The 19754-nt window shown below is 49.2% G+C and carries 20 protein-coding genes; 9 read left to right on the top strand and 11 right to left on the bottom strand.

The window, feature by feature from the left end; translation table 11 throughout:
* Window positions 1-21: 21 nt before the first annotated feature.
* On the bottom strand, window positions 22-1296 hold the full coding sequence (locus B5F83_RS07305; RefSeq protein ID WP_087278647.1) for an amidohydrolase: 1275 nt from the start codon (window positions 1294-1296) through the stop codon (window positions 22-24).
* A 153-nt stretch (window positions 1297-1449) separates the two neighbouring features.
* On the opposite strand from B5F83_RS07305, the gene B5F83_RS07310 reads away from it, so the two are divergent.
* From B5F83_RS07310 to rny, 8 genes are all read left to right on the top strand, one after another.
* Window positions 1450-3504: an acetate--CoA ligase family protein gene (locus B5F83_RS07310; protein WP_087278651.1), complete on the top strand. Its 2055-nt coding sequence runs from the start codon at window positions 1450-1452 to the stop codon at window positions 3502-3504.
* 29 nt (window positions 3505-3533) lie between these two features.
* Complete coding sequence (locus B5F83_RS07315; protein ID WP_087278653.1) at window positions 3534-3755, top strand: ferredoxin family protein; 222 nt, start codon at window positions 3534-3536, stop codon at window positions 3753-3755.
* Between the two features lie 12 nt (window positions 3756-3767).
* Window positions 3768-4850: a 3-methyl-2-oxobutanoate dehydrogenase subunit VorB gene (locus B5F83_RS07320; protein ID WP_087278656.1), complete on the top strand. Its 1083-nt coding sequence runs from the start codon at window positions 3768-3770 to the stop codon at window positions 4848-4850.
* A gap of 28 nt (window positions 4851-4878) precedes the next feature.
* A complete protein-coding gene (locus B5F83_RS07325; RefSeq protein WP_087278659.1) occupies window positions 4879-5640 on the top strand; it encodes a thiamine pyrophosphate-dependent enzyme in 762 nt (253 codons plus the stop codon).
* Between the two features lie 27 nt (window positions 5641-5667).
* Window positions 5668-6219, top strand: coding sequence for a 2-oxoacid:acceptor oxidoreductase family protein (locus tag B5F83_RS07330; RefSeq protein ID WP_087278662.1), 552 nt, complete (start codon window positions 5668-5670; stop codon window positions 6217-6219).
* A gap of 186 nt (window positions 6220-6405) precedes the next feature.
* The gene (locus B5F83_RS07335; protein ID WP_087278666.1) at window positions 6406-6681 is read left to right on the top strand and encodes a hypothetical protein; all 276 of its coding nucleotides are present in this window, start codon (window positions 6406-6408) and stop codon (window positions 6679-6681) included.
* Window positions 6678-6989, top strand: coding sequence for a cell division protein ZapA (locus B5F83_RS07340; protein WP_087278669.1), 312 nt, complete (start codon window positions 6678-6680; stop codon window positions 6987-6989). Before B5F83_RS07335 ends, B5F83_RS07340 begins: the two co-directional genes overlap by 4 nt.
* A gap of 264 nt (window positions 6990-7253) precedes the next feature.
* Window positions 7254-8798: a ribonuclease Y gene (gene rny, locus B5F83_RS07345; RefSeq protein WP_087278672.1), complete on the top strand. Its 1545-nt coding sequence runs from the start codon at window positions 7254-7256 to the stop codon at window positions 8796-8798.
* 84 nt (window positions 8799-8882) lie between these two features.
* Here rny and B5F83_RS07350 read toward each other — a convergent pair whose 3' ends face one another.
* The 9 genes from B5F83_RS07350 to B5F83_RS07390 form a co-directional block, all read right to left on the bottom strand.
* A complete protein-coding gene (locus B5F83_RS07350; protein ID WP_087278674.1) occupies window positions 8883-9794 on the bottom strand; it encodes a DMT family transporter in 912 nt (303 codons plus the stop codon).
* Between the two features lie 32 nt (window positions 9795-9826).
* The gene (locus B5F83_RS07355) at window positions 9827-10639 is read right to left on the bottom strand and encodes a hypothetical protein (RefSeq protein ID WP_087325290.1); all 813 of its coding nucleotides are present in this window, start codon (window positions 10637-10639) and stop codon (window positions 9827-9829) included.
* 22 nt (window positions 10640-10661) lie between these two features.
* Entirely contained in the window at window positions 10662-11267 is a 606-nt protein-coding gene (locus tag B5F83_RS07360; RefSeq protein WP_087278678.1) for a hypothetical protein, read from the bottom strand.
* Window positions 11257-12126 (bottom strand): hypothetical protein, encoded by an 870-nt coding sequence (locus tag B5F83_RS07365; RefSeq protein WP_087278680.1) that lies wholly within the window; start codon window positions 12124-12126, stop codon window positions 11257-11259. The genes B5F83_RS07360 and B5F83_RS07365 overlap by 11 nt, the downstream gene beginning before the upstream one ends.
* Before the next feature lie 2 nt (window positions 12127-12128).
* Complete coding sequence (locus B5F83_RS07370; RefSeq protein ID WP_087278682.1) at window positions 12129-12722, bottom strand: hypothetical protein; 594 nt, start codon at window positions 12720-12722, stop codon at window positions 12129-12131.
* Between the two features lie 98 nt (window positions 12723-12820).
* Window positions 12821-14578, bottom strand: coding sequence for a bifunctional UDP-sugar hydrolase/5'-nucleotidase (locus B5F83_RS07375; protein ID WP_087278685.1), 1758 nt, complete (start codon window positions 14576-14578; stop codon window positions 12821-12823).
* Between the two features lie 32 nt (window positions 14579-14610).
* Entirely contained in the window at window positions 14611-15411 is an 801-nt protein-coding gene (locus tag B5F83_RS07380; protein WP_158094183.1) for a nitrilase-related carbon-nitrogen hydrolase, read from the bottom strand.
* Window positions 15412-15437: 26 nt separating this feature from the next.
* A complete protein-coding gene (locus tag B5F83_RS07385; protein WP_087278691.1) occupies window positions 15438-17261 on the bottom strand; it encodes a glycoside hydrolase family 97 protein in 1824 nt (607 codons plus the stop codon).
* A complete protein-coding gene (locus B5F83_RS07390) occupies window positions 17225-18382 on the bottom strand; it encodes a hypothetical protein (RefSeq protein ID WP_087278694.1) in 1158 nt (385 codons plus the stop codon). Before B5F83_RS07390 ends, B5F83_RS07385 begins: the two co-directional genes overlap by 37 nt.
* Window positions 18383-18746: 364 nt before the next feature.
* On the opposite strand from B5F83_RS07390, the gene B5F83_RS07395 reads away from it, so the two are divergent.
* A complete protein-coding gene (locus B5F83_RS07395; RefSeq protein ID WP_087278697.1) occupies window positions 18747-19187 on the top strand; it encodes a DedA family protein in 441 nt (146 codons plus the stop codon).
* Window positions 19188-19314: 127 nt separating this feature from the next.
* On the opposite strand, the gene B5F83_RS07400 is transcribed toward B5F83_RS07395, so the two are convergent.
* On the bottom strand, window positions 19315-19584 hold the full coding sequence (locus tag B5F83_RS07400; RefSeq protein ID WP_143822497.1) for a hypothetical protein: 270 nt from the start codon (window positions 19582-19584) through the stop codon (window positions 19315-19317).
* Window positions 19585-19754: the final 170 nt, after the last annotated feature.

Genomic DNA, 19754 nt, shown 5'->3' on the forward strand with positions numbered 1-19754 from the left:
AACCATAATAATATCTAATTTTTAAATCAATTTCATCCCTGATTTCGACAACAATTTCCTGCCTGCTTCGGAGGCGGCGTCGAGCACTTCCTGCTCGCCTTCTACCACGCGGCCGCGCATCAGTATATCGCCACCGCAGATTACCGTATCGACGACATCGCTGTGAGCCGAATATACAAGGTTCGAAAGGAAATTGATGTCTGGCACGAAGGCCGGGCAACGCATGTCCACCAAAAGCAGATCCGCTTCCCTGCCGCATTCTATTGTGCCGGCATTCAGGCCCAAAGCCTTTGCCCCGTTTGCTGTTGCCATATCCATGACTTCTTTAAGAGGCATGGCCTTTGGGTCTTCGCGCCACGCCTTCTGCACTAAGGCGGCCGTCTTCATGGCTTCGAGCATGTCCAGATTGTTCGACGACGCGCAGCCGTCCGTACCGAGGGTCACATTGGCCCCCGCATCCTTCAGTTCGTTGTACAGGAACCTGTAGCCGGAAGCTATTTTCAGATTCGAATTGATGTTATGCACCACATTCACCCGGTTTTCGCCGAGCAGCCTTATGTCTTCGGCATCGAGCCACAACGTGTGTGCGGCAATCGTATCCGGACCAAGCATCCCCAACGAATCGAGGTATTTCACAGGAGACAGGCCGTGCCTTCGGATGCAGTTTTCCACCTCCGTCCTGGTTTCGGAAAGGTGGATATGCAGCTTGAGCCCGTTGGCCTTGGCAAAATCCCTGCACCAAACCAGCATGTCTTCGCTTACTTCGTATACGGAGTGGCAACCCACCGTGAAAACGGTTTTCCTTCCCCAACGCGACGAGTCTTCGAATGCCCTCTCCAGACCTTTCCTGTCAAGGGCCGCCTTGGGCATATCCCCATGATCCATGCAGACGTATGCGCTCCACGACCGCATTCCGCTGTCGGCCACGGCCCTGACCGCCGTTTCCGGCATCCAGTACAAATCATTGAAAGCCGTAGTGCCGCTGCGTATCATTTCAAGGCATGCGAGCCTCGTGCCCCAATATATCGTCTCCTCATCGATATTCTCTTCGAGGGTCCATATCTTCTTCAGCCAGGCTTCCAGCGGCAAATCCTCCTCCACTCCCCTCATCAGGGTCATGGCGGCATGGGTATGCATATTGACAAAACCGGGTATCGCACCGAGACCGGAAGCCTCTATCACCGTATCCGCTCCATCGTCCGGGCACGCCCCTATTTTCGTGATTATCCCGTTATCTATGTAAATATCAGTCCTTCCGTTATTCAGAAAAACGTTTTTAATTAAAATACTTCCCATTCCAAATCAAAATTTGCGGTTTCAAATTTAGGCATAATTTTTCAATGCCATTAACAATCGATACTTTTTTCTACATTTACTGTAAAATTCATAAATGAAACAGTACAAATACCATAAAAATTTATAATTTTGCACAGATTTTTTGTTTAATATATGATAAGGAAAGAATTAATATCACCACGGAGCATCGCCGTAATCGGAGCGTCGGAAGACGTACACAAGCCTGGCGGAGCGCTCCTTGCCAATCTTTTAAGGTCTTCCTTCAATGGGGACATCTACGTCGTAAACCCTAAAGCCGATACTGTCCAAGGCATCAAATCCTATCACAAGGCCGAGGATCTTCCGGATGTCGATCTCGGAATACTCGCCATACCTGCACACCTGTGCGAAGAGGCCGTAAGGATACTCTGCGAAGACAAGCATTGCGGAGCGATAATCATCATATCGGCAGGTTTCGGTGAAAATTCGGCAGAAGGCGCCCAGATTGAAAAGAATATCATAAAAATAGTACGCGACCACAACGCCTCGATGATCGGGCCGAACTGCGTGGGCGTAATGACACCTTATTATACGGGAATGTTCTCCCAGCCGGTGCCGAAGCTCGACAAGATGGGCATCGACTTCCTTTCCGGCTCAGGAGCCACCATCGTCTTCATACTCGAAGCCGCGATGCAGCTCGGACTCAAATTCGCTTCGGTATTCTCGGTGGGCAACAGCGCCGTTACCGATATCGAAGACATTCTCGAATATCTCGACGAGACATACGTCCACGGCCAGAGTTCCCCGGTAAAGATGCTGTATCTCGAAAGCATCAAGGATCCGCAGAAACTGCTGAAGCACGCACGCTCACTATATAATAAAGGTGCGCGCATCGTGGCCATCAAATCCGGACGCAGCGCCGAAGGAAGCCGCGCCGCATCATCGCACACGGGCGCCCTCGCATCCCCGGACGATGCCGTCGACGCATTGTTCGAAAAGGCAGGCATACTGAGATGCTTCGGAAGAGAGGAACTCGTGACGGCGGCCGCCGTGCTCATGTACCCGAAACCTGCCGGAAGGAACATCGCAATCGTGACACATGCGGGCGGACCGGCAGTCATGCTTACGGACACCCTTTCCGAGAACAAGCTCAGCATTCCGCACATCGAAGGACCGAAGGCTGAGGAACTGCTGTCCAAACTCTATCTCGGCTCATCAGTAGGAAACCCTATAGATTTCCTTGCGACAGGAACAGCAAAACAGCTCGATGACATACTCAACGCATGCGAAAACGATTTCGATTTCATTGATGCCATCTGTGTCATATTCGGATGCCCTGGCCTGAATACGGTACAGGATGTATATGAAGTGATTTACAAGCACATACAGACTTCCAAGAAACCTATCTACCCTCTTCTGACATCGATTCACAATGCAGAAAAGGAGATAAAATATTTCCAGTCCCTGGGCGGCATAAGCTTCTCCGAAGAAGTGGTTTTCGGAAAAGCCCTCGGCAAATACATGAACCAGCTCGGAGCGACTGCCGATTATCCGGAATACCGGATGGATACGAAGACCATAGACAGGATTATCGCCGAAAACGGCGACGGATACCTGGCCCCTGCCGACGTCAAGGCGCTTCTCGAAGCTGCCGGAGTGGAATGCGTGAAAGAATACGTAATCCACAGTGAAGACGAGCTCAAGGCGAAAGCGGAGAAAGTCGGCTTCCCTATGGTAATGAAAGTCGTAGGCCCTGTACACAAGAGCGATGTAGGAGGCGTAATCCTCAATATCAAGGACCTCGCACAGGCGTATGAAAGCTTCGGCAGGATAATGAAAATCCAGGATGCCACAGGGGCGTTGATACAGCCTATGCTCAAAGGTTTCGAACTTTATATCGGAGCACACAACGAGGGTGCATTCGGTACGATGGTACTCTGCGGAATGGGCGGAACGATGGTGGAAATGATAGCCGACACTAGCCACGCACTTGCTCCGATAAGCAGAGAAGAAGCGGACAGGATGGTTTCATCGCTCAAGTGCAGCAAACTGTTCAAGGGCTTCCGCGGGGCGAAACCTGTCAATGAAGACATATTCAAGGAAAGAATCATGAGGATAGGCGCCCTTTGCGCCGCTTATCCGCAAATCGCCGAAATGGATTTGAACCCGCTGCTGTGCGACGGGGACAGGATACTCCCTATCGATGCGAGAATACGCATAAAGAAATAACGTACTTACAAACTTTATAATAACATTTAATTATGGCAATAAAAGGAGCTATTGTAGTGGATACCGAAAAATGCAAAGGCTGCGGCCTCTGCGTTGCTGCGTGTCCGACTAAGACCATTGCGCTTGCTAAAAAAGTGAATGGCAAAGGTTACAATTACGCCGAAATGGCGACTGACGGCTGCATAGGATGCGCAAGTTGCGCGCTCGTATGCCCTGACGCGGTTATCACCGTTTATAAAGTAAAGATTTAAAACAGTATAATTATGGCAGAGAAAATTTTGATGAAAGGTAATGAAGCTATCGCCTGTTCCGCTATAAGGAACGGAGTGGACGGTTACTTCGGTTACCCTATCACCCCGCAGTCCGAGGTGATGGAAACATTGATGGCTGAAAAGCCTTGGGAAACGACCGGAATGGTAGTCCTCCAGGCTGAAAGCGAGACAGCATCGATCAATATGGTTTATGGCGGTGCCTGCTGCGGTAAGAAAGTGATGACCTCGTCGAGCAGCCCTGGAATAAGCCTCATGTGCGAAGGCCTCAGCTACATGGCCGGAGCCGAACTCCCTTGCCTTGTGGTCAACGTAGTCCGTGGTGGCCCAGGACTCGGAACCATCCAGCCGGGACAGGGTGACTATTATCAGATAGTAAAAGGCGGCGGACACGGAGACTACAGATGCGTGGTTCTTTCGCCGGCTTCAGCACAGGACATGTACGATTTCGTGGACAAGGCATTCGACCTGGCATTCAAATACAGGTGTCCGGCAGTGATTCTTGCAGACGGTGTAATCGGCCAGATGATGGAGAAAGTGGAAATACACGCCACCAAACCTCGCCGCACCAATGAAGAAATCGAAAAGACCTGTCCTTGGGCGACAGTAGGAAAAAGGGCTGACAGGCCTCGCAACATCATCACTTCGCTCGCACTCGAATCCGATGTACAGGAAGCTACCAACCTCCGTCTCCAGGCCAAGTACCGCAAGATGGAGGAGGAAGACGTGCTTTACTCTACATACATGACTGAAGATGCGGAATATCTGTTCGTTGCATACGGCTGTATGTCACGTATCGTAGAAACCACCGTAGACATGCTCAGGGAAAACGGAATCAAGGCCGGACTTCTCCGTCCTATCACCCTCTTCCCGTTCCCTACCAAGCAGATACAGGCACTCGTGCCTCAGATTAAGAGCGCAATGTCCATCGAACTTTCTGCCGGCCAGATGGTAGACGATGTAAGACTTGCAGTGAACGGCGCCGTACCTGTAGGATTCTACGGACGACTCGGAGGCAACATCTGCACTCCTCAGGAAATCTTCGATGCATTCAAGAAGTTCAACAACCTTCAGTAAGCCTACAAACCTTTTAAATTGAATTGAGATGGATATAAAAGATATAATCAAACCTGAAAACAAGGTTTACGGCAAAACCCCTGTCCTTACGGATAATGTGATGCATTACTGTCCGGGATGCTCGCATGGAGTGGTTCACAAAATCATAGCCGAAGTCATTGAAGAAATGGGCATTCAGGACAAAACCATCGGTATCTCCCCTGTAGGATGCTCCGTCTTCGCATACAACTATCTGGACATTGACTGGCAGCAGGCCGCACACGGAAGGGCACCTGCACTCGCTACGGCGACAAAGAGGCTTTATCCGGATAAATACGTATTCACCTACCAGGGCGACGGCGACCTTGCTTCCATCGGTACGGCTGAAATCATGCACGCATGCAACCGCGGAGAGAACATCGTTGTCATCTTCATCAACAACGCCATTTACGGTATGACCGGAGGACAGATGGCCCCTACCACCCTGCTCGGCATGAAGACCGCGACTACCCCTTACGGACGTGACGCCAAACTCAACGGTTTCCCTTTGAAGATAACCGAGCTCATCGCACAGCTCGAAGGAACCTGCTACGTTACCCGCCAGTCCGTACACACTGCGGCAGCCGTAAGAAAAGCCAAGGCGGCCATCAGGAAAGCCTTTGAGAACTCGGCAAAGGACAAAGGCACCTCATTCGTTGAAATCGTCAGCACTTGCAACTCCGGATGGAAACTTTCACCGGTCAAGGCAAACGAATGGATGGTTGAACACATGTTCCCGTTCTATCAGCTCGGCGACTTGAAAGACAGGTAGGAGATTAAACATTAAAATTTTGATACAATGAAAGAAGAAATAATCATAGCAGGTTTCGGCGGACAGGGTGTCCTGTCCATGGGTAAGATTCTCGCATACTCGGGAATCATGCAGAACCTCGAAGTTACCTGGATGCCTTCCTACGGCCCTGAAATGAGGGGCGGTACGGCGAACGTCACCGTCATCCTCAGCGACAAGAAGATCAGTTCACCTATCCTCACGACTTACGATACCGTCATCGCTCTCAACCAGCAGTCATTGGACAAATTCGAAAGCCGTGTAAAACCAGGCGGGCTGCTCATTTACGACCCTAACGGCATAACCCACCTTCCTACACGCAAAGACATCACCGTATGCTCGATAGCTGCCGTTGACGTTGCTGCCGAACTCGGAAGCGCCAAGGTTTACAACATGGTCGTTCTGGGCGCGTTGCTCCAGATGAAACCTATCGTAGAGATGGAAAATGTGACAAAAGGACTCATGAAATCGATTCCTGAACGTTACCACAACCTCATCCCTATGAACGAGGCGGCCATCGAAAAAGGAAAGCAGTCCATTCAGATACTGAACAGAATCTAGGATAGCTACGGAGATATAAAAACATATCCCATATTTGAAGCGGGCGCGGGAAACCGTGCCCGTTTTCATGTCCGCTTCCATGGCAAACCCTGGCCTAACCGCCCTATTCCTCCCTATTCATCAAAAACATTTTTCCAGTTCGCATTTTTTTATTAATTTTGCACGACAGGTTGAGAGTTTGCCATTATGCTGGAAGATTTAACACAATCTATCGAAACCCTTTTGGCCAGATACGAAAAGGTCAAAAGCGACAACGTAGTATTGCAGGAACGTCTCGAAGCATGCAAGGCAAAGCTCGATGCCAATAAAAGTACAATTGAAATATTGGAGAAGAAGATAAGCGACTTGCAATTGTCACACGCCTTCGCCGTTTCCTCCGAAAAGGACGGCAAGGATGCGAAGAAAAGGGTCGGAAAACTTATCCGTGAGATAGATAACTGCATAGAACTGCTGGGCGGATGAATGACGATGGACAAAAGATAAAAATCAAGATTGCCGACAGGGAGCTTTCATTGAAAGTGAAGAGCCCCGATGATGAGGCCAATTTCCGTCGAGGCGCCAAGGATGTCAACGAGCTTCTCTCCCAATACAAGGAGAGATATCCCGGAAACTCTTTGAGCGATTTCCTGTCCATGATTGCCCTTATAATGGCAAAGAAGGTTCATGAGTTGAAAAACAGGATGGACAACGACCCGCTCCGCGAAGACGTTGAAGATTTATCCTCCAGGCTTAAAAAATACTTGGAAAAAGATAACATTGATGATCATTGAAATATAGCCGTCAGAGTTCCTTTCGCTGAAATCAACACTGAAACTTTAACGGGTCTACTCGACAGGCAATGACAGGCCTCTCAGTTACCCCTTGCAGGGGAATTCCGTACCATACGGGACGTAGGAAGTCAAAACCAATAAGTCGGAGCCCAAATCTTATTTTATTAAGATTTTTTTGTAAAACGATCTCTGGCGGTTTTTTTCTTTCATCCTTATCACATTCTCTCCACTATTTCCTAAAAAAACTATATAGCTGTATTATTTATGAGCACTGTATTTACCGTCATCCTGACTGCCGTAATCTCCGCAGCCCTTGCGCTGTCCGTCTATTTATTGATTAAGAATATCGTTCTCAAGAACAAGAAAGAACGTATCCTTATGGAAGCCGAAAAAGAAGGCGAAAACATCAAAAAGGAAAAAATCTTCCAGGCAAAAGAAAAATTCCTCCAGCTGAAGACCGAACACGAGCACTTCATAAATGAGAAGAACGCACAGATCCAGCAAATCGAGAACAAGCTCAAGCAAAGGGAACTGGCTCTGAACCAGCAGTCTTCCGAACTCGGCAAGAAGAACAAGGAAATCGAGGCGCTGAAAGAGAACCTGAGGACACAGACCGAACTGGTAAACAGGAAATCGGAAGAATACGACAAACTTCGCAATGATGTCATAGTACAGATAGAGACCCTCGCTGGAATGTCGGCGGCAGAAGCCAAGAACCAGTTGATGGAAAGCATGAAGGCCGAAGCCAGGACAGAGGCCCTTTCCTACATCAACGATGTGATGGACGAAGCAAGGCTGACAGCTTCCAAGGAAGCGAAAAGGATAGTCATAAACACAATCCAGAGGACGGCTTCCGAAACGGCAATCGAAAACGCCGTTACTGTTTTCCATATTGACAGCGATGAAATCAAAGGCCGTATCATCGGACGTGAAGGTAGGAACATCAGGGCCCTGGAAGCGGCTACAGGAGTAGAAATAGTGGTTGACGATACTCCTGAGGCCATACTGCTCTCCGCTTTCGACCCTGTAAGGAGGGAGGTCGCCCGTCTTGCCCTGCACCAGCTCGTAACTGACGGACGCATCCACCCGGCCCGCATCGAAGAAGTCGTCGCAAAGGTATCGAAACAGCTTGAAGACGAAATAATGGAGACCGGAAAAAGGACATGCATAGACCTCGGCATCCACGGACTCCACATCGAGCTTGTAAAACTGATAGGAAGGATGAAATACCGTTCTTCATACGGACAGAACCTGTTGCAGCACTCCCGCGAGGTAGCCAACATCTGCGCTACAATGGCCTCGGAGCTCGGACTCAATCCGAAAGCGGCTAAAAGGGCCGGTCTGCTTCATGATATAGGAAAAGTATCCGACGAAGACCCTGAATTGCCTCATGCCATCCTCGGAATGAAACTGGCGGAAAAATACAAGGAAAAACCTGAAATCTGCAACGCAATCGGAGCCCATCACGAAGAAGTCGAAATGACTTCCCTCATTGCGCCTCTCGTACTTGTCGGCGACGCCATTTCAGGGGCAAGGCCTGGAGCACGCCGTGAAGTAATCGAGTCGTACATCAAGAGGCTCAAAGACATGGAGAACATCGCACAATCGTTCAACGGGGTTACGAAGAGCTACGCAATCCAGGCAGGACGCGAACTCCGTGTCATCGTCGGCGCAGACCATGTATCCGACAAGGAGGCAGAAAACATCTCGATTGAAATCGCGAAGAAAATACAGGACGAAATGGTTTATCCTGGACAGGTAAAGATTACCGTCATCCGTGAAACCAGATCGGTAGCTTTTGCAAAATAATCGCCTTTTCCTGATTAAAAGGCCTGATTAAAAGATAAATATTTACGGGGCTGTGTCAATTTTGGCGCAGCCCCTTTGCAATTCTTACACACCGATTTTTTCTTTCCTCCTGCCACCCATGATGATAATCACAACGGCTGCAAGAATGACAAGCATGCCGATAGCGGATTTCCATGTCAACGATTCATTGAAAACGAGCAGACCCACTATCACGGCCGTAACCGGCTCCATCGCACCGAGCACCGAAGCCCTCACGGAACCGATGTTCTTTATGGAGACTATCAATGTCTGATTGGAAAGTATGGTACATACGAAAGCGAGCAGCAAGAGATTCAGTATATCGTAACCGCTGTTTAGTGGCTCTATGCCCGTACCGAACGCATAGGAATTTATTATAAGGAACAGGTCCCCTATCAGAAACACATAGAATGTAAGTTTCAGGCCCTTGAGCTTCTGTAGCTTTGCCGAAACATTTATCGACACCATATAGGAAGCGTATCCCAAACCGGAAAAGACGGCCACCGCCACACCGGCAATGCTGATATCTCCCCCGCCCTTCTGGATGGACAGAAGGACAACTCCGGCGACGGCCATGAGTATGGCGAGGATTTTCGGAAAGGATGCTTTTTCCTTGAAAAACGCCATCATTATGATGGTCGTAAGAATCGGATAGGTAAAATGCAGTATCGTTGCAAGGCCGCTTCCGAGAAAGTCGTATGCCCATAACAGGAACATGGACGAAATGTCATAGAATATCGCGACAAGAACCAGCAGCGGGATGTCCGATTTGGAGACCTTGAACGACTCTTTCCTTATAATCATCAGAATCGCTATGAAGAGCGCCGCCAGCGAAAAACGATAGCAAATCAAGGAATCCATCGACATCCCTCCGGCAAGTACCGGCAAAGTGAAAAGCGGTATAAGTCCGAAACTTATCGAAGAAGCAAGGCCGTTGGCCACACCTTTGAACATTGACATATTGGCTGAACCTTTCATATAATCATCCTTCCCTTTATCAGTCGATACGATTAGTCAATATAATTACCTATGCCCTTGTAGGAAGCATATACTTCGGCCTTGTCCTTCGTAGAAGAGTTCAAATCGAAAATATATGTCCCGTTATCGAACTCGTTGTCAGGCAAAGTATTGATATACATAAAGAACTCACCTCCGTAAAGATGTATCCCGGACATCAGCTCATAGTATTCCACATAAAACGGAGCCGGGGTATACGGGTCGTCGAACACCTTGTATGTCAGATTCACAGGACTCTTTATCCTGATATCGATAACGCCTATGCCGTCTTCCAGCTCCCTGTGGTCACGATACGAGCCCTCGGCATATTCTACAGTGAAATCCTGGGACATCATGCCACCCTGCCCGGACACATACCTCAGCAGATATTCTCCTTCGGCTTCTATCTCGTTATCGTATTCCCGCAATTTCATCAATGCCTTGAAAGAAACGGTCCACGCCATTTCTCCGGAATATTCCATAACATATTCGAAATCATCGATATAATCATTGGTCACCGTCCATACGGCCCCGGTCTCGAAGAGGGATTTTCCTCCCCTTACATAGTTCAGGGCCCCGATTTCAAGCGTATCCCCCTTTTCGAAAACCCTCATCCCGTCCAGGAGATAGGCATGCGCGGCTTCCTTGTCGCCGGGCACGGAAACCGTATCCACTATGCTCCACCTGATAGCCCTCGACAAGGCCTCAACTCCGTTATAGAAAAACACATCGCGCGCCTCCCCGTAAAAATGCCTTTCCATGAAATGGTCGGGGCAATACGGTTCATACGAGCACGAAGGCAGCAAAACCGCAGCCGCCAGTATCATAAAAATTTTCTTACCCATAATCCTAAAACCTGACACTTAATCCGATATTTCCTCCATAATACATTGTTCCGATACTCAGTTCAAGGAACCCACTAACTTTCTTACCTATGGATATTCCGAAAGGCGAGGTCTGGAAAGCCAGTTCCGAGTATACCGCGGATACGTTCTTGCCGTACAACATATTGATTCCGATATTTACGTCCGAATAAAGCCTCACCCATTTCTTGTTCAGGAAATGAAAGCGCACTCCGGCCATGAGCGATACATAGCCGTGTGTCATGGAAGAAGAAAATTCGGTATGTGAATAATTGTCCTCGAAATCCGTATACAGAAACGCCGTCCCGACAGTTCCGCCGACCGAAAGCCAGTCCTCAAGAAAATAATTGTAGGACAGTGACAGGATTCCGCTGCTTCTCACATTCTTCGGATCGCTGAGATTGGAGACGAGGAAAGAATATATCGAATTGTCATGACTGTCCGAGTACGAGAGAACGTGAGGGGTATAGACCACACCTCCGTATGAAAAACGTATCTCGCTGTCCCCTGTCCTTGTCTGGGCATACGCAGCATTAAACGAAAACAGCAGCAACGAGATTACGGCCGCCGTTCTGACAAACTTACCACACATAACTTTTCCAAACTCCGTTAAAATAAATCCTTACTATATTTTCATTCATGCTTGCGAGGCTGAGATCCACGTAATAGAGCACGTCTGTGAAACCCTCATCACCTTCCACATCGCCGGTAATGGTCATAGCCCCGCCGAAAACGGTTACCGGAAGACGGGGTGCGTAATTACTGTTCTCGCTACCGATTTCCCTTACGCAGTTTTCATAATAATCATAACCGTTTTCATCGATTACGGCAGACACCGGTTCCTCTATGTACACGGACACCCCCCCTCTCTTTCCTTCACTGTCGGCGGCCTCATCCTCTATTTTTCCGCTTCCTGCTGTAAAAACGAACACCATCCCGTCATACGAAGGCGAGTCCGATGCCGCAATCACGAAATCTCCGGATACGACTGAAGGGGCGGCAAAAACGGAATTAAGGTTTTGCGAGCTCATTGTGACACGCCATTCATCATTGCCGAGGCACTCAATCCTGTAGTCATAACCATAATCGAAAACTGTCTTCACCGTCCATACCGAACCCTGTTCCAGAATATCACTGCCACCCGTTGAATACAGGAGATTGCCGATACGCAGGACATCGGCATCCAATGTGTCCGTATCGTATTCAAGAAAAACGAGATTCATGAAATAGGCTTTCAGGGCATCGTCTTCTATGGCGTTGATTTTCTGCCATTTCACTGCACGTGAAAGCGCTTCGAGCGAATGATAGAAAACCCCTCCCTTGCATTCGCCGTATATGTTCATCACCTTTATGTCCAACGGCTCGGAAAACTCCAATTTCGAGCAAGAAACGGCAGACATGGCAGCAAGCACGGCCGCAAACACAGACAATATGGCGGATATCCTTCTCATTTTCAAAACCTGTAACTTATGCCCCCGCTCGCACCTATGATAGATGTGCCGAGTTCGAGCTGCAAAAAACAACCGAGCCTCTTCCCTACTGAAACGCCTATCGGGACGGACTGGAATACGAAACGGCCGTGGACGGTCTTCCCCGCATCCATGTACCTTTTACTGTCATCGACAAGGGCCCCGCCGCCGGCAAAGACTTCCGAATAGAGGCGCACCCACGGACGTCTGAAATATACGAACTTCACTCCGATACTTATGTCATAGGCCCGGAATATGCTCATATACCGGCTCAATTCATACGTATTGGCATTCATTATCTTTCCGTAATCCGAAGTGACCGACGTCCTTGCGCCTACGGCCAGCCAGTCCAAAGGATGGTAGTAACACGCCAGTGAAAAGACACCTATGTTCTTCATCCTGTGTACAAAATCGGTTTCACCGAGGTAATGCCCGATAGAAGCATGGCCGAAATCGAGATTGAAATAATTCGAATAGGCAAATGCCGCCGGAGCTATGCCTCCGTATGAAAATGCGACTTCGTGCCGGTCGTCTCCATTATCGGCAAATGACCGGAGCGACAGGCACAGACACAGCATAATCAACAATAATCTCCTCACCTTACTATCTATTATTTCCTACAACGTATCTAAGATGCACCATATTGCGGATATGTTGCAGCAAACAGTAAAAAAATCTATTCAAAAACGAGGTCGAAATCCCGGTTCACCGCCTTTTCTATACCTTCGGGGATGAAATGCCAGTCACCCAACCTCGGGTCACGGGACAACGAAGCGGATATGCAGCCGTTCTCCACAAGATAGTCATACAGTATATTCCGTATCTCGGGATAACGGCCCGTCACCCTGTCGTCGATATTGTCCGTATCCACTCCTGCCGCAGCGAGGATTCCTCCGCCGCCGCTCGCCCTGTACGATGTCATTGCGACATTATAAACCGAATCCATATCGAAACGGCTTCCGTCCGACATGGAAATGATATTTATCCTGTTCCCGTATGGCTCTGTCACATCGACGGTATAATCAATCCCGGCCGCCGAATCGAAATTGTACGTCCTGCCGGTAAAGGAAAACCTTTCGGCCCCGGTCCTCTTGTCAGGCCTTTCGGAAATCGCGAGCAGATGGGTTCCCGGAAGGTCTGCGCCAGCCGCCAAGGCATATGCCTGTGAATCCGTAACGGTGTTTACCCATTTGTCATAGGAAAACTCCAGCGCATCCTTTATTTCCCGTCCGGTCATGCTTACGACGAACAACTGGTTTTCGAAAGGATATATTGTAAACAGGTCCTTATACCTCAGAACACCGGCAGGGATATGGCCGTCGTAGGTAAGCGGCGCCGCAAAGGATATGTCCGCCCCTGTGGACGAAAGTTGCAGCAGATGGAGCAAATCCGTATAAAGTGCCCTTCCCTTGAAAGCCTCCCTCGTATTGAGTTCTTCTTCGAGTGTGCCGACTTCGCGGACGGTAAAGGCCTCCACGGCCTCGAATTCCGGACGGAGATATTCGATATAGCCTTCATCCGGCGTAACGCCGGACATTGGCACGAGTTCCGCCGAAAGTTTTTTTGAAACTATCTTCCCGTCCCTGACAGTGACTTCGGCCACGGCATGCCCGACTTCCCGGCAATGGCTTCCAGCATTCACCAGAATGGAAACGAGCGAGTCGCGGCCTTCCGTTTTCCTGTAGCCTTCCTCGATTCTGGAACTGTGATCATGGGCACAGAAGACGAAGTCCACACCCTCCAACGTATTCAGACAGGCCAAAGCCTGATTTTCCCCATTCGCTGGATTGCCGTCCCCGGTACCGGTATGCATCGCCGCTATGACTATGTCCGGATGTTCCCTGCCGATTACCCTGTCCACGATTTTCTGGGCGTAAGGGAGGATAGGTTCGAAACGGAGTCCGCTCCACAACGAAGGGGCCAGCCATTGTTTGATATTCGGATTGGTAAAGCCTATGACGGCAATCCTCAGGCCTCCGCGCTCGAAAATGGCATACTCCTGAAAATAGGCCTTCCCTGTCCTTGTGTCCAAAGCATTTGCCGCCAAGAAAGGCATCGGAAATTCGTCCACCATCCTGTCATATACCGCGTGGCCGGTTTCGATATCGTGATTGCCGACTACTGCGGCATCGTATTTCATGTACCGTGCGGCTTTGGCATAGATATGTTCGGATACCGTATCGACATAGTTATAATAATAGGCCGCATTGTCGCCTTGCAGGATGTCCCCGACATCTATCAGCAGCACGTTGTCCTCCCCGAGAGCTTCCCTTTCGGAGCCGATGTAGGAAGATACCTTTGCCAGATCATAATATTTGCCGTGGACGTCATTTGTCGAAAATATGTCCACCCTGTATGTACCGTCTTCAAGCCTGCCGCATGAGGACACGGCAAGCAATACGGACAGTGACAATAACCAAAACGAATTTTTCATACCGCCATTATCTACAATCAGTGTAAAATCCTTTATTTTTCCAAAACGAATCCGTCGCCGTCTTCAAGAACGGGAAAATATTCCCTGAAGCTGTCGAGCCACAGGCGGTCCAGCCCTGCCACTATGCAGCCGGTACCGTCCAAGTCAATCCTCTTGCCTATGGACCTTCCCTTGGCGTCTACGGCCGCCGAGCCTCCGCTGTACACGGTAAGCGGGTCCGCCCCGACCCTGTTGCAAAAAAACAGGTAGGACTGGTTTTCGAGCGCCCTTGCCTTCGTCAGGAGGTCGGAAACATCCAAACGCGATGTAGGCCAGTTGGATACATTGAGGATGACGTCATAATATTTTCCATCCTTGTCCTTTATGTTCCTGCTCCATACCGGAAAACGCAGGTCATAGCATATATTAAGGCAAAACCTCCAGCCGCAATAGTCCACAAGACTTATCCCGTCCCCGGCAGTATAGAAACCGGCCTCATCCCCCATGAAAAGATGGCGCTTGTCATAAACCGCAGCCACCCTTCCTTCAGGAAGTACGAAATACCCGCGGTTATAATATTTTCCATCCTTTTCAACCGCCAAGGAAGTGAAAAGCGCAATCTTGTTGTCCGCAGCGGTCTTCAGCAGCCATTCCAGCGCAGCGCTGCCTTCTTCCGGTTCGACAAGTTCCGGAGTCATGGCATAACCCGTTGAAAAACATTCGGGCAGAAGTACCAAATCATTTTCGGCGACCGCCCTTTTGTCAAGCAGGCATGAAATAGCGGAAGCGTTCCTCGCGAGGTTCGCCTTCGGGTCTCCCCAAAGAATATCGGATTCAATCAGAGCTATATTCATAAAATTCACAGTTTTCCGGCATAAATTCATTGTCTCCCGACAGGAACAAGCCTCATGACGAAGCCGCCTCCCGGGGCCATCCTTATTTTTATCTTATCAAACGCATTGACCTTGAATTCCCGTACGACATAACCGCCCTTCTCGCCTGTCCCCTCGGTATCCGAAAACATCGTGACCTTATAATTTTCACCCGGGGCGATTATCTTGTCCATGTACAACACGTATTCGGCCGCCTCATCGGAATTCATTCCCGCCACATAGCGTAATTTTCCTTTTTTACGTGAATTAACAACCATTTTCCCCGGAACGACTTCCAATGGCAGGGTCCTGTCGAAGGCGGTCGGAATGGACGAAACGAAATCCATGTACAATGAATCCCTGTCGCTGTCCGTGCCGCAACGGAACTCGGCCAGAGGGGAATCCAGTATCACGAACTCGGCAAGCCGGCGTGATTCGGTACCGCAATCCCAATGCCTTGCGGCTTCTGCCCACATTGCGGCAAGATTGTCTCCTCCGAGTTGCCTCCGGGCGGCATGGCTCTTAGAAGCATTCCCGTCCGGAACATCCGGAAGATTTCCGCAATTCAGCACATTAGGGTATTTCCTGTTCAGGCCTGGTGAAACCACTCCCTGCAAATCCAGGACAAGTCCGGCATCCGCGGCGGCGGAACAGATTGCCTCCAACTTCTGCGAAGAAAGAAAATCAGCAGCACCTCTAAAATCGAGTTTTACCCCTTTTATGCCCATTGAAGCATATTTTCGGAAAATCCTTTCCGGGTTGCGGCCCTCGTAGTCCGCCTTACGGTGCAAGTGCAGGATAATGCCTACCCCTGCACTGTCCGCACGGGCTATCGCACAGTCGAGATTACCGGCCGCGGCATCTGCCGTAACATATTCGAAACCGTATTTGGCAGCCAGGTCTATGGTTTGCAGCAAAACCGTATCCGATGACGGCACAAGGGATTTTCCTGGCCTTATCCAATCCGTCCTGCGTATTTTGGATTTTCCGCCCAGCAAATAGTTCAGGTCGCTTGACAACAGAGACCTGTCGTCGGCATAACCGATTATCCTCCAAGGCAATTCGCAGGCTTTCACACTATATGCCATCACTTTGCCGCTACCGGCCAGTATCGACTGGAAAACACCTTTGAAATCCTTTCCGTCACATACGAACGACATACGCGGATATGAGCCTATGTCACCGTCGCCTATCAGGATGTTCCTGTTTCCGGCCCTGACAAACAGAGGAGAACCCATCGAAGAATCCGCCTTCGGCTCCGAGGACATGCCGCACGGCAGTTCCGCTCCTGGCACAGCAAAGACCGCATTTTCCGAAATAATTCCGAAACGGGATTTCTTTGTAAAGAACCTGTAAGCGACACCGTCATTGAATACCCTGAGCCTCAGCCCGTAACCCTTGAAAACGAAATCAGCTCCGTTATATTTCATCAAAGCCGTGGAATTCCTATGGAAAGGGGCCTTGACAACCCTGTCCACCGATACGGAATTGACATCCTTCAAAGGGAGCATTCCAGACCCGCCCTCGTCAGGCAGTCCGAAAGCCCTACCGTCACGCAGCCTGACATATATGTCCGGGATATCGGCAACTGTCCCGGAAGTATCGTTGATTTGCAGGGATATCGTCGAATCTATCGTGATTTCAACTTTCAGCACGCCATCCGGAGACTGTATCTCATAATAAAGCGGCTCGGTCGGTTCCGGCACGCATGCCGCCAGCATCGAGACCGGCAACAACAGACATATCAGATTTTTCAAACGGCTTCCCATACCTGTTTTCATATCGGCACCTCCACTCAGAATGACATTTTTATCGTTACCATTTGCTGCCAACCGCAGTATTTATTATAAAAATGGGCTATCGCCGACACTTTTACGGAAAGAAAATCGGTAATCCTCGGCTCGTAAGAAAGTTCGAGCCTGTCATAAAAACCGCTGCCTACAGAATAATACCTGTCCCCGAAATAAAGGCTGTTCCCATACTGCACCCCAATGTCATCCGTCATATCGTAAAAAGGCATGAGGTCCCCGCCTGCATATACCTTGTTTTCCAATCTGACATTCCAGTGCCTTACGACAAAGGAAAACTCCCCGCCTCCCGGGAAAAGATAGCCGTTCCCGTGTTTGCGGTCATTCTGCATGGACTGGAGCCACCCCCCCCGGAGCGAAAATTCCTGGATTCCGAGCATCTGTCCGAAATCAGCCTTGAAATAAGGGTACACGAGGATGTTATCCATAACGCCATGGACTGCTTCGCTGCTTGCAAAATGATAAACGTATGCATTGTATCCTATCGTGAAAATCTTCGTCGAAAATTCGCCTGACGAAAAAATCATGAAGCGCTCCCTTTCCGTATCAGAATACTGTCCCATCCAGTCGATTCCAGCCTCCACATTTACATTCCAGCCCGTCTTTGTATTCCCGTCATAGCTGTACAGCAGGCCCTGGATTACCTGACGGAAGAAATTGAGGGAATCTGAAAAAAAGGCCTCCGAATACTCTCCGGCCATCTTTTCGCGTGGGAAAACACCTGCATACAGCCTGTGGTGGCCGTCGTCATAATTATAATAGAGCGATATTCCGTCCAATATGTTTGAAAATTTTCCTCCGAACTGTTTCTGGATTTCGGCTCCAGCCATCACCGAATGCTTCCTGTTGACCGAAAAACCGATTCTCGGAGCTACGGAAGCCCCGAAAATGGTTTTTGAAAGATACGGAGAATTGGTATTGTATTCCCTGTTGTCGAAATACATCTCAAAATCAGCCTCATACCTGAATGCCACCTTTCTCCCGCCGTCACGGCTCTTGCTCAAGTCATCACGGATATCATCTTGCCTGCCCGGGACCATCATTTTGCGGTCGTTGGCTTCTGCCGGCCGTGCATCTGTCAAAGACAGAGACAGGCCTGCAAACAGAGTCAGCAAGGGCAATAATCTGTATATTTTAACGGACATATTCCATATTACTTTCTAAAAACTATCAAAATTCGGGATTTTTATCAGGAAAAACAAGAAGCTGTCTGAAAAATTTTAAAAAGCTTGAAGTACCTATTATATTTGCATGCCGCCAGCATTGCATATTACCATATATTTTTTGCAGATATATCCTATAATTGCGAATTATCATATATTTGCGGATTATCATATAATTTATAGTCCTTGCACCGGCCGATTATCCATAGCGGATAGCGGTGACACCGGATGGCTACAAGTGGTTGTGCTACTATACTGGTTGGCTATATGTTGCGCACTATACATCGGCTGCGATATATATTGGCCGGCGGCGCTTGGACGGCAAATACATAAATGATTTGTACAAATGGAATGGCTTTTAGACCTGGGGTATTTCGGACTTTTCATCGGAACGTTTTTAGCTGGTACAATCCTGCCTTTCAGTTCCGACGTACTGATGGTAGGCCTGCTGGCTGCCGGGGGAAATCCATGGCTATGCCTGTTGGTCGCCACCATAGGAAATTGGTTAGGCACAATACTCAATTACGTGCTTGGCTGGCTCGCACGGTGGGACTGGCTTGAAAAACTCTGCAAGGTAAAAGAGGAAACGCTTGTAAAACAGAAGAAAAACATCGACAGGTTCGGCCTCTGGCTCGCATTTTTCTCATGGCTTCCTGTCGTAGGCGCGATAGGTGTCATTGCCCTCGGTTTCTACAAAGTAAAACCTGTATGGTCCAACATCATGACTCTCATCGGCTGCTTCGTCCGCTTCTTCTTCTGGGTCCTTCTCAAAGGCCTGCTGTTCTGACTTTCCATATTGCTAATTCTTCACATTGCTAATTCTTCACATTGCTAATTCTTCACATTGATAACGTTTCGGATTTCATATCCGGGCTTCACGCTTCTGGTTCCCGGCCTTGCTTCCTCGCCCCCCTTCACGTTTCTGTTACTACTTGCATCACGCTCGGTTGCCTGCCATGTCCTTGCTCTACTTCTCCATCTCTCCATCTCCCGGTCCTCTGCCCCTCGGTCTCCGTGACTCCGTCTCTCGGTCTTCCGTCCCTTCGTTTCCGTGGCTCGGTCTCGGTCTCCGTGGCCGAGGCCTGGAAATTTCCACCCCACAGCCAGCCTTCCTTTCCGGAGCCGCTGGCAATCAACGACTTGCAAAAACAGAGATGGATTTGGGTGTCTTGGGAAGTACCCAAAAGCAGGGGACCTTTTCATAACTTGCTGATTATCAAAGAATCCATAAAGGAGGTGCTTGCCGTGGGGTGGAAAACCTGGACCAACGGATAATTCCGGTTGGAATCTTCCGTGTCCTTATTTCTCTTCCATGACCCGAACAAAATCAACTGCCATCCTTTCGGGAGAACAG

Origin of the sequence: Muribaculum sp. An289 (genome assembly GCF_002159555.1) — a bacterium.
Classification (GTDB): domain Bacteria; phylum Bacteroidota; class Bacteroidia; order Bacteroidales; family UBA932; genus Merdivivens; species Merdivivens faecigallinarum.